Origin of the sequence: Polycyclovorans algicola TG408, from assembly GCF_000711245.1 — a bacterium.
In the GTDB taxonomy this organism is placed as follows: domain Bacteria; phylum Pseudomonadota; class Gammaproteobacteria; order Nevskiales; family Nevskiaceae; genus Polycyclovorans; species Polycyclovorans algicola.
This window is the reverse complement of the sequence record NZ_JOMH01000001.1, coordinates 1655958-1667064: the sequence shown is the minus strand read 5'-3', so window position 1 is coordinate 1667064 and position 11107 is coordinate 1655958. Positions and strand designations below refer to the sequence as shown.

At 63.6% G+C, this 11107-nt stretch carries 11 protein-coding genes; 6 read left to right on the top strand and 5 right to left on the bottom strand.

The genetic code is table 11. The features are described from left to right. Positions 1–49 precede the first annotated feature (49 nt). Both U741_RS0108060 and U741_RS0108055 read right to left on the bottom strand, forming a co-directional pair. The gene (locus U741_RS0108060) at positions 50–2452 is read right to left on the bottom strand and encodes a 5'-nucleotidase C-terminal domain-containing protein (RefSeq protein WP_084154743.1); all 2403 of its coding nucleotides are present in this window, start codon (positions 2450–2452) and stop codon (positions 50–52) included. A 122-nt stretch (positions 2453–2574) separates the two neighbouring features. Further along, complete coding sequence (locus tag U741_RS0108055; RefSeq protein WP_029889967.1) at positions 2575–3456, bottom strand: recombination-associated protein RdgC; 882 nt, start codon at positions 3454–3456, stop codon at positions 2575–2577. Between the two features lie 30 nt (positions 3457–3486). Between U741_RS0108055 and U741_RS0108050 the strand changes: the two genes are divergently transcribed. Next, positions 3487–4896 (top strand): MBL fold metallo-hydrolase, encoded by a 1410-nt coding sequence (locus U741_RS0108050; protein ID WP_029889966.1) that lies wholly within the window; start codon positions 3487–3489, stop codon positions 4894–4896. A 74-nt stretch (positions 4897–4970) separates the two neighbouring features. Here U741_RS0108050 and U741_RS0108045 read toward each other — a convergent pair whose 3' ends face one another. Next, on the bottom strand, positions 4971–5279 hold the full coding sequence (locus U741_RS0108045; protein ID WP_152551542.1) for a hypothetical protein: 309 nt from the start codon (positions 5277–5279) through the stop codon (positions 4971–4973). 324 nt (positions 5280–5603) lie between these two features. On the opposite strand from U741_RS0108045, the gene U741_RS0108040 reads away from it, so the two are divergent. The 4 genes from U741_RS0108040 to U741_RS0108025 all read left to right on the top strand — a co-directional run bounded on the left by U741_RS0108040 (position 5604) and on the right by U741_RS0108025 (position 8052). Continuing rightward, entirely contained in the window at positions 5604–6752 is a 1149-nt protein-coding gene (locus tag U741_RS0108040) for an isovaleryl-CoA dehydrogenase (protein WP_494951206.1), read from the top strand. Between the two features lie 80 nt (positions 6753–6832). Further along, a complete protein-coding gene (locus tag U741_RS0108035; RefSeq protein WP_029889963.1) occupies positions 6833–7078 on the top strand; it encodes a type II toxin-antitoxin system Phd/YefM family antitoxin in 246 nt (81 codons plus the stop codon). Continuing rightward, positions 7075–7326 carry a Txe/YoeB family addiction module toxin gene (locus U741_RS0108030; RefSeq protein ID WP_029889962.1) on the top strand — a complete coding sequence of 84 codons (252 nt, stop codon included), beginning with the start codon at positions 7075–7077 and terminating at the stop codon, positions 7324–7326. Before U741_RS0108035 ends, U741_RS0108030 begins: the two co-directional genes overlap by 4 nt. Positions 7327–7353: 27 nt before the next feature. Beyond that, a complete protein-coding gene (locus U741_RS0108025; protein ID WP_029889961.1) occupies positions 7354–8052 on the top strand; it encodes a hypothetical protein in 699 nt (232 codons plus the stop codon). Between the two features lie 161 nt (positions 8053–8213). Here U741_RS0108025 and U741_RS0108020 read toward each other — a convergent pair whose 3' ends face one another. Both U741_RS0108020 and ilvA read right to left on the bottom strand, forming a co-directional pair. Further along, positions 8214–8432, bottom strand: a complete 219-nt coding sequence (locus U741_RS0108020) for a hypothetical protein (RefSeq protein ID WP_029889960.1) — start codon at positions 8430–8432, stop codon at positions 8214–8216. 171 nt (positions 8433–8603) lie between these two features. After that, positions 8604–10130, bottom strand: a complete 1527-nt coding sequence (gene ilvA, locus U741_RS0108015) for a threonine ammonia-lyase, biosynthetic (protein ID WP_029889959.1) — start codon at positions 10128–10130, stop codon at positions 8604–8606. 116 nt (positions 10131–10246) lie between these two features. Between ilvA and proC the strand changes: the two genes are divergently transcribed. Continuing rightward, positions 10247–11107, top strand: a complete 861-nt coding sequence (gene proC, locus U741_RS0108010) for a pyrroline-5-carboxylate reductase (protein ID WP_235200155.1) — start codon at positions 10247–10249, stop codon at positions 11105–11107.

Genomic DNA, 11107 nt, shown 5'->3' with positions numbered 1-11107 from the left:
AAAAAACCCGCAGTTGGGGTGCGGGGTTTTGCGCGGCTGCTGCCATGGCTCAGGGCAGCGGAATAACCGTGTCGACCCGACGGCCCAAGGACTGAATTCGCGTGTCGTCGGTGATGGACGTCTCGGCCATCGCGAACGGCGCTTCTCGCGGGAAGAGTTCCTGGAGGTAGGCCGCAAGCGCGTGCTGCTCGGTACCCGGATCAGCAAAGTCGACGCCAAAGTCGGGTAGCCCGCTGGCGAGGCCACAGGCCGCAGGGCGGCTGCCGTCTTCGGCCAGATAGGTGCACTCGCCTGCCACGGCCGCCGGGAACGGGTATCCATCGCCGCCCCGCTGCAAGAAGCCCAGGGTCACCATGCCGAAGGTCCGGTCCGGGTCCCCCACGATCACGCCGTTCTGAACCAGCACATCGGCCGCGCCTCCAGCGTTCGCGCCGTTGTCGTCCAACACCACCAGCGAACGCACCCGGTCGCCGTCAGGCCGGGTGGTGTCGTAGCTGAAGCGGAAGCCGCCGATCTGCGGGAACCGGCCCTGGCGTGAAGGCTGCAAGGCGACGCCGTGTTCCAGCAGGGCGCGCAGCTCACTGGCCGTCACCGTCACCACCGCCAGCCCGTTGTTGAAAGACAGTGCAGTGTTGATGTCGAACTGCGACACGTCACCAGCCTGCTTGCCCGCCGCGGGAATTTCTTGAGGCGGTCGCAACACCACCTCACTCGCGTCGGTTGACCCCGCCGGCTGCTGAACTTCACCGATGGCCGCCCGGATGCCGCCGCCATTTTTCAGCGACAAGGTCACCGCGGGATCGGCCTGCTGACCAATGAACAGGTTGGCGTCTGCCGTCAGATTGCCCAGGTTGGTTTCTTCACCGCGCACCCCAAAGTCGGCGCTGCCCGGCGCACGCCCTTCGAGGAACACCGTCGTGGCGCCAAACACGTTGCCTTCGCGCGCACTCAGCACCTCGGCGATGGCATCGGCGACGGCCACCACCTCGGTATTGGGCGCCGGCCCACCCAAGGCGGTCACGCCCGCCTCGTCGGTCGCGTAAGCCCCATTGATCGCCGGGTTGAGCGTGCCGGCAAGCACGCGGCCGTCGCCATCGAAGCCCACAACCAGACGGCCGACATAGCGGTATTGACCATCGGTGTTGACCAGCAACACCGGCTCGCCGCCGCCATCGGTGAACGTTTCGGGATAGGTGCCGGCCGCGCTGTCACCGCTGCGCAGCACGTCATTGTCATCGGCGAGGATCGTGTCGGAGCCACCCCCGACAATGATGTCGACATCGCGCAGCACGCGCGCCAGACGCCGTTCGATGTCGAGCACTTGCATGTGGGCCAGCAAAATAATCTTGTCCACGCCCTGCGCGGTCAGGCCGTCAACGGCGGTCTGGATCTCGACGGCCAGCGCGAGGATGTCGGCCGACGAAGGGGCTGGATCGAAGCCTGCCGGGGTGATCACCACGTCCGGCCCCGGCGAGGAGATGGTCGCCAGTGTCGGCGTTGTGGCACCGACGATGCCGATGGTTTCGCCGCTGACGGTCAGGGTCACGCTGCGCGCGACGCTGTTGGGCACCGCAGAGGCACCGTCACCCACCACGCTCCCGCTGAGAGCGGCGTCGCCACTGAAATCGAGGTTGGCCGACAGGTACGGGAACTGCGTGCCTTCCCAATCATTGCCATCGGGGTTGACCAAATCGGCAATGCGCGCCGTGCCCTGATCGAAGTCGTGGTTACCCAGCGCAGAGGCCTGTACGCCCAGGGCATTGAGGATGCGAATGTCGCCGCGGCCGCTGCAGTTGTCGGCCACGGCACCGCAGTCGGCACCAATCAGTGGCGCCAGCAGGGGATCTGAGCTGGCCGAGAAGAACGCACCCGGGATGAAGTTATCGCCCGACGAAAGCGTCAGCGTGGCGTCCGGCATGCTGGCCTGCAGCCCACCAAGTACGGCCGACAGGCGCGGCGCATCGTCAATCGCCGGACCGGCACCTTCAAAGTCGGCCATGTGCAGCAATTGCAGTGTGAAGGCGGCCTCGACCGGGTTGACCGACACCGTGACGGTGGCGGTGTCGCTGCCGCCACGACCGTCGGCAACGGTGTAGATAAAGCCGTCAGTGCCGCTGAAGCCGGCAACCGGCCGGTAGTTGATGCGCGTGCCATTGATGATCTCAACCGTGCCGTCGTCGGCGTCGCCGACCGCACTGATGACGAGGTTGTCATCGTCCGCATCGGTGTCGTTGCCGAGAACGTCGAGCAGGTTTTGGGCACTGTTGGTGGTCACCACCACGGTGTCGGCCATGGCCACCGGCGCATCGTTGGCAGCGGGCACTTCGACCGGAACTTCGACCTCGGTCACCGGGCCCGGTACGCGGACAATCTCTTCGTCATCGCAGCCGGTTGTCAGCACGCTGGCAAACAGTGCAGCCGCCATGACCAGCGGCCTGGGTTGAATCGACATGAGGCTCTCCGAGTTCGGCGCGCAGGCAAAACGCCGCGCACTTCGGGAGCCTAGGCAGAGCAGATGTCGTCATCGTGTCGGGCGGGCGACAGAACGATGACGCGTCCCGCCCTGCCGGGTGATCAGCTGAGCGCGGCGTGCAGCGCGTCGAGCACCTTACCCAGGGTGCCGGTCATGAGGGCAAAGTCGGCCTCGAAGGCGATCTGCGCGTTGTCGACCCGGTCGGCATCTTCGTTGTCGGCTTCGAGAAACTTCACCTTTTTGATGACCAGCGGTTCGGTGAGGGTGAAGGCCAGTTGCCCGTCCCAGGTCAGTGCCAATTGCGTCGCCCGCAAGCCTTCATCGACGTGGCGCTTGAGTTGTGCCGGCAGCAATTCATGACGCACGTAACGCACCACCGAGCGGGTATCGTCCGAGCCACTGAGCTCGCAGGCATCGTCGATGAAGAACTGTCCTGGCGCCTGACCGGCCATCAGCCAGTTCGTCATGGTCACGGCCGGTGAGCTGTCGACCGTCCACGGCACCACCGGCAAGGTGCCCAGCGCGTCGCGCAGGTGTTCGATCAGCACTTCGGCTTTGCTGGCGGTGCCAGTGTCGACGACGATGCGCTTGGCGTCGGGATCGATCCACGCGCGCAGCGCGGTGCGGCGGGTGAAGGCGCGCGGCAGCAGTTCTGCGGCCACCTGTTCCTTGATCTCTTTCATCAACTTGCGACCCGGCTTGAAGCCGCGCTGCTGCTCGAAGGCCTCGGCCTTGTCGGCGGCAGCATCATTGACCACGCCGCTGGGCAGCAGGCGGGTTTCCCAACCCAGGGCAATCAACAGGTGCTTGCCCAGCGACTGCACCAGCACGCCGTCATCGGCGGGCGGCACCCAGCCGGTGATTTCCGGACTCGACGCGGGGCACGGGGCCAGCGGCCGCTGTGCCAGCAGGGTTTCGAGCGCGGCCGGCGGCAGGGTCCAGTCGGCATCGAGTTGAAACACGCAAAGCTGCTTGAACCACATATCGATATCCGGCAGGCAAAAGGGGCGGCGATGGTACCCAAACTGCGGCCCTGCGATGTGTCGCTGCGGTATCGTTGGCAAATGAAAATTTTCGATGCCGTAACCGTGGCGCTGCTACAAGACGGCGACCTGCTGATGACCCACCGACTGCCGGAGATGACCGCATTCGGCGGCTATTTCGCCTTCCCCGGCGGCAAGGTCGACGCCGAAGATGACCTGACGCCGCCCGCCGCGTTGGAACGCAAACTGCCCGATGTGGCACCGCGCCTGCTGCGGGCACTGGCGCGAGAGTGTGCCGAAGAACTTGCCATTGACCTCGACGCGCTGGCCGATGCCGGCGAGATCATCGAACTCATCAATCTGGGCACGGCACTCACGCCGCCGATTGCCGAACGCCGCTTCAACACGCACTTCTTCAAGCTGGTGTTGCGCAATCGCCCGACCCTGGTGGTCGATCCGCGTGAAGCATCTGATGCCCGATGGGCGCCGACGGCCGAATGGCTGCAGCGCTACAACCAAGGGCGTCTGCTGGTCGCCCCGCCGACCCGCGCCACCGTGCGGGCGCTGGGCGCATCCGTCGACGCCATCCACGTTCCCGACCTGGCGGCCGGCAGCCACGATGACGACAAGGGGGCAAGGCTGATCGAACCCCTGGCCGGGGTGCGCATCCTGCCGGTGCGTTCACACACCCTGCCGCCGGCGCATCACACCAATGCCTTCGTGCTGGGTGACATGCAAAGCCACCGCATCCTCGTCGACCCCTCGCCCGCCAGTGACGACGACCTGGAAATGCTGGTCGCGCGCGTCGCCGACATTGGCGTGCACGAGGTGTTCATCACCCACCATCATCCCGACCATTGGGAGCGCGCCGACACCGTGGCCACCCGCCTTGGCGCCACCGTCGGCATGAGTGCCGAAACCCGCCGGCGCATTCGCGGCAGTCATCCCGACGCCTTCGCCGACATCGAAATTCACGAATACCGCGAGGGGGACGTGGTCTGCCGCTGGCAGGGCGAAGAGGTCAAGGTCATCGAAGTACCCGGTCACGACCCCGGCCAGTTGGCGCTGATGCCCGAAAGCCGCCAGTGGTGCCTGGTCAGCGACCTGATCCAGGGCATCGGCACCGTGGTGATTCCCGAAGACGGCGGCAACATGGCCGACTACTTTGCGTCAATGCAGCGCGTCATCGACCTCGACCCGGCCGTGGTGCTGCCGTCGCACGGCATGGCGATGGGCGGCACTTATCGCATCAAGGCGACGCTGGATCACCGCAAGCAGCGCGAGGCGCAAATTCTGGCCCTCAGCGAGCAAGGCCAGAGCGTCGCCGAGATGCTGCCGCAGCTTTATGTGGGCCTCGACCCACGGCTGGAACCGCTGGCGGCGATGAACATCCGCATGCACCTCAACAAGCTGCGCGACGAAGGGCGGCTGGCGGCCTAGCGTCAATTCTCGGCCTCAGCCGGTTGACACCAGAGCGCCCCACAAGTGCTGCGCGTTGGCGCGTCAGACGTCTCTTACGGCTTCGGCGGGGCCAACGGCAACACCAAGGTGTCGACCAGACCGGTCAGCGGCGACGTGTCCAGCGGCAGCGGCTGAAAGGCATCAAGACGCGGCACCACTGACGACAACGACCCCAGGCCGGGAAGCGCCGGGGCCACGTCCAAGGTGGTCACCAGCAGTCCGCCGACGACATTGGGCTCAACCAGGCCCATCGGTGCGGCGCGCGGCAGATTCAGCGGGCCAATAACCAACGGCGGGGGCTGTGCCAGCACGCACGTGGAGGCAAGCAGGGCGGAGGCCGCCAGTGTCAACTTCACAATCATTAATTCAACCTTGGTCTGCGCTGGGGGACGACGACGGTCGGCTGAGCCGCCATCGCTGTTCATGAATAAACTGATCGTTCAATTATAACCGCAATACCCGGTGCACACCTGTCCTGAAATGCCTTGAACCCATGCAGGTCACGGCCTACATGGGTCCCGTCAGCCACCAAAGTGGAGCAACCAACGACCGTCGCGTTGCGGCACCATGGGATGCTCGCCACACTCGCTTGCACCCGAAACCTGACCGCGCACGCGCAGACCGGACCTATTCCACGAACCCGCTGCGTCAAACCACAGCCGAAGATGAGAGCCCGCATGTCCACGATGAACTTTGACCTTGGCCCCGACCTCGACAGCCTGCGCGACGCTGTTGCCGACTTCGCCCGCCGCGAAATCACCCCGCTGGCCGAACGGACCGACCGCGAAAACGCCTTCCCCGCGCCGCTGTGGAAGAAGCTCGGCGAGCTGGGCGTGCTCGGCATCACCGCCAGCCCGGACGTCGGCGGCCTGGGCTTGGGGTATCTGGCCCACACGGTGGTGATGGAAGAAATCTCCCGCGCGTCGGGCAGCATCGGATTGTCCTACGGCGCGCACTCCAACCTGTGCGTGAACCAGCTCGACAAGAATGGCAACGCGGCACAAAAGGCCAAATACCTGCCCAAGCTGATCAGCGGCGAACACGTGGGCGCGCTGGCCATGAGCGAAGCAGGCTCGGGCTCCGACGTGGTCAGCATGAAGCTGCGCGCCGACAAGCGTGGCGATCATTACGTGCTCAACGGCAACAAGATGTGGATCACCAACGGGCCGGACGCCGACACGCTGGTCGTCTATGCCAAGACTGACACCCATGCCGGACCGCGCGGCATCACCGCCTTCATCATCGAAAAGGGCTTTGCCGGTTTCAGCACAGCGCAGAAGCTCGACAAGCTGGGCATGCGTGGCTCCAACACCTGCGAACTGGTTTTCGAAGACTGCGAAGTACCCGAAGAAAACGTGCTCGGCGCCGTGGGGCGTGGCGTCAACGTGCTGATGTCAGGTCTTGACTACGAGCGCGTGGTGCTCTCCGGCGGCCCGTTGGGACTAATGCAGGCCTGTCTGGACGTGGTGGTGCCCTACGTGCACGAGCGCAAACAGTTCGGCCAGGCCATCGGCGAATTCCAGCTCATGCAGGGCAAGCTCGCTGACATGTACGTAGGCCTCAATGTCAGCCGTGCCTATGTGTACGCGGTGGCCAAGGCCTGCGACCGTGGCGAGACCACCCGCAAGGATGCGGCGGGCGCGATTCTCTATTCCGCCGAAAAGGCCACGTGGATGGCCGGCCAGGCGATCCAGGCGCTGGGCGGCAACGGCTACATCAACGACTACGCCACCGGGCGGCTGTGGCGCGACGCCAAGCTGTACGAGATTGGCGCGGGCACGTCGGAGATACGGCGCATGTTGATCGGGCGGGAGCTGTTCGGGGAGACGGGCTGAGCGTCTCCGCTGTTCGGCCCAAGCGCCTTATATTTTTCGTACGTTTAGGCGTACGATGCATGCCGAGCTTGGAGATTCTCATGAGCACCACCCTGACCGCCAGCGAGGCCCGCGCCAATCTTTATCGTCTGATGGATGAGACGGCTGCGTCCCATCAACCCATCCTCATCTCAGGCAAGCGCCACAATGCGGTGCTCGTCGCGGAGGAGGACTGGGCCGCCATCCAGGAAACGCTGTTTCTGTTGTCGGTGCCCGGCATGCGCGAATCCATCAAGTCCGGCATGGCCGAACCGATCACGTCTTGTGCCGAAGAGATCAACTGGTGAGTTGGCGCGTCGTCTTTACCAAACAAGTCCAAAAAGACGCACGCAATCTCGGCTCTGCCGGTATGAAGGACAAGGCTCAGTCGCTCTTGTCCGTACTTGCCAAAAACCCGCTGCAAACCCCTCCACCATACGAAAAACTAGTCGGCGATCTAGCCGGTGCTTACTCCCGGCGCATCAATATTCAACATCGACTCGTTTACCAAATCGTTGAGGCTGAGCACACGGTGAAGGTCTTGCGGATGTGGTAGAGCATTATCCTTCCTAGGAGAGATTAGATGATCTACACAGAAGAGCTCATCAATAGCGTTTCTGCCGAGCCAATTACTGGCACCGTTCGCATATGTGAGCTTGCGGAAAACGCACTGGACGGCATGGGTAACGAATGGACCGAGCGCGAGTATGAAGTGCTGATTGAGGCATCAGCATTGATTGAGAGTCTTATAGAAGCAAATATCATAGAGTGCCCAATCCATCCTCCCGAGCTCTTTGGCGACATTATTCAAGATTGTCGACAGATTTTGAATTTCCTCATGGAGGTGAAGCGGCTGTTCTCGGCAGAGCAGTCACTGGCAAAGCACCAAAGTGCCAAGGCAAGATTTACAGCCACTTTGGGGGCACGATTCCACTATGAATTCTCACAGGGCGACCTTGATGAAGTTCAGCGATTGATTAATGAGCTAAGGGATATGGTTTCAGCATCCACACATCTCGAAGACGAGCATCGCCACAGAGTTCTCAAGAGACTTGAGAGGCTGCAGTCAGAATTGCATAAAAAGGTCTCCGATCTTGACCGTTTTTGGGGGCTAATAGGCGATGCTGGTGTTGTCTTTGGAAAGTTAGGAAAGGATGCGAAACCTTTTGTAGATCGCATCACCGAAATATCGCGCATTGTTTGGCAGACTCAAGCTAGGGCGGAAGAGCTCCCGAGCGGAACGCCAATACCAAAACTAGAGGACAAGAACGCAGAAGAATAGGCATAAGCATTTATGCATGCTCAGCGGCCCTTTCAGGTGGCGGCTTATGCCCAAACGTCAGGCGTGGAGAAAAATGGGTCAAGGCCACCCAATCCGCATGACGCACAAAAAAACCCGGGCCATGCCCGGGTTTTTTGTGATGTGATGCCGCGTGGGTGCGACTAGTCTTCCACGGCTTCTTCAACAGCGTCACCGGCATTTTCCATCGCGTCTTCCGCGTCTTCACCAGCATCCTTCAGCTCTTCGTTGTCACGGGTGTCGGTGGCATCACCGAATGCGTCGGTGGCTTTTTCCATTGGTGTTTCTTCGGCTTTCTGACATGCCGCAACGCCCAGCCCCATGCTCAAAACAAGCGCAATCAACAGGTTACGAATAATCATAGTGAACTCCACTTAGTGTTTGTTGTGCCTACCAAAGCTCTCGAATCGGGTTCGAGAGGCGTCCGAACGGGACTCCCATACGCTGAACACCATCTTATTCTTGCCCCGTAGAAACCTCGACACCTTCCGGGCAGAGGCAGCAGGGCAAACGAGCCGGGGCCTGGTGGACATTCACCGTGCGGACTCCGTCCCCAAAAACAGCGGATACGCCGGATTGTCGGACTCGGACCACCACGGGTAGCCCAGCGTGTTGAGCGCTTCGCGGCAGGCGGTCCATTCGCCGCGCGGCACCTGCAGGCCGCACAGCACGCGTCCATAGGCGGCGCCGTGGTTGCGGTAGTGAAACATCGAGATGTTCCAGCGGCTGCCGATGGCGCTGAGGAAGTCCAGTGCGGCGCCAGGGCGTTCGGGGAACTCGAAGCGGAACAGGCGCTCGTCCTTGAGGCCCGGCGCGCGGCCGCCGACCATGAAGCGCACGTGCATCTTGGCCATTTCGTTGGCGGTCATGTCGACCACCGGGTAGCCGTGTTCGCGCAGCTTATTGATCAGCGCAACCCGCTCGGGCTCGCCGTCCGGCGTGCGAATCCCGGCGAAGACGTGCGCATCACCATCGACGGCGTGGCGGTAGTTGAACTCGGTAATCGAGCGGCGGCCGATCTGCTTCAGGAACTTGCGGAAGCTGCCCGGCTGTTCGGGGATGGTGACCGCAAGCAGGGCTTCGGCCTCGTCACCCAGCTCGGCGCGCTCGGCGATGTGGCGCAGGCGGTCGAAATTGACGTTGGCGCCCGACAGCGTGGCGACCAGGTTCAGGCCATTGACGCCCTTTGCGGCGACCCACTTCTTGATGCCGGCGACCGCCAGCGCACCCGCCGGCTCGGGCATGGCACGTTGGTCGTAGAACACGTCGCGGATGGCCGCGCAGATCTCATCAATGCTGACGGTGAGGGTTTCATCGACCAGATGCCGGGCGACGCGAAAGCACTCTTCGCCGACTTGCTTGACCGCCACGCCATCGGCAAACAGCCCCACCTGCGGCAAGGTCACGCGCCGGCCGGCGGCCATGGCGGCGGCGAAACAGTTGGAGTCTTCAGGCTCCACCGAGATGATCTTGACCTTGGGGTTGACGGCCTTGATGGCGGCCGCGACGCCAGCCAGCAGTCCGCCACCGCCGACACAGACGAACACCGCATCGACCTTGGGGCACTGGTCGAGAATCTCGCGACCAATGGTGCCCTGCCCAGCGATCACCAGCGGATCGTCGTAGGGGTGGATCATGGTCATGCCTTTCTCGGCCGCCAGCGCCAGCGCGTGTTCGCGCGCTTCGTCATAGGCATCGCCGTGAAGGATGGCCTTGCCGCCCAGACGCCGCACCGCGTCGACCTTGACGCCCGGCGTCGTGCGCGGCATGACGATGGCGGCGGTCAATCCCAACTTGCGCGCGGCCAGCGCCACGCCTTGCGCATGGTTGCCGGCCGAGGCCGTCACCACGCCGCGCTGGCGCTCGGCGGGCGTCAGGTGCGCAATCTTGTTGTAAGCGCCGCGCAGCTTGAAGCTGAAGACCGGCTGCAGGTCTTCACGCTTGAGCCACACGCGATTGCCCAGCCGCTGGCTGAGCTGCGTGGCTTCTAGTAGGGGCGTGATCTGCGCGACGTCGTAAACGCGCGCGCTGTCGATAAGTTTTTGGTAGCGCCCGAGCAAACGCGACAGATCGGCAGCGCCGGGAGCGGAGACGTTGGAGTCGTCCAATGGTGGGCCATCTGGAAGCGGTGGAGATTGCCCTATCATACGCGGCCATTTCTCGGTTCCCTGTGCCTGTGACCCCGACACCCGCTGCGCCGCCACTCGATCCTAACCATGCCATCACCTTTCTCGGTGGCGGCAATATGGCTGCGGCGCTGATCGGCGGTCTGCTGCGCAACGGTCACACACCGTCGGCGATCAGCGTGATCGAAACCGACCCTTCGCGCGCCGCGCGTCTGGCTGCCGACTACGGCGTCGACGCAACGGCCACCCAGCCCGGACGGCTCAGCCACCAGATTGTGGTGCTGGCGGTCAAGCCGCAGCAAATGCACGACGCGCTGCGCAATCTGCGGGTCGCGCCCGATTGCACGGTCGTATCAATTGCAGCGGGACTCACGGTCGAACAGCTGGCTGTCGATCTGCCACAGGGCTGCGCCATCGTTCGCTGCATGCCCAACAGCCCGGCCTTGGTCGGCGCCGGCATGACGGTGCTGTTTGCCCCCAAGGACACCTCCGACGCGGCACGCGCCCAGGCCGAAGCCGTGCTGGCCACAGCCGGCCCCTGCGAGTGGCTAGACGACGAAGTACTGTTGGACGCCGTCACCGCCATCTCGGGCTCCGGCCCGGCCTACTTTTTCCGCTTCGCCGAAGCCCTGGCGGCCTCGGGCGAGGCCTTGGGTTTGCCGGCGAACCTCGCGGCGCGCCTAGCGCGACAGACGTTGATCGGCGCGGGGGCCTTGGTCCGCGAGCAGGCCGATGACAGCCTTGCGACGCTGCGTGCCAATGTGACCTCGAAGGGCGGCACCACCGAAGCCGCACTGGCCGCGTTTGAAGACGGTCAACTGACAGCCCGCGTACACGACGCGGCGTTGGCGGCGGCGCAACGCAGCCTGGCGCTGCGCACGCCGGCGCCCCCATCGACAGGGAGCCTCTGA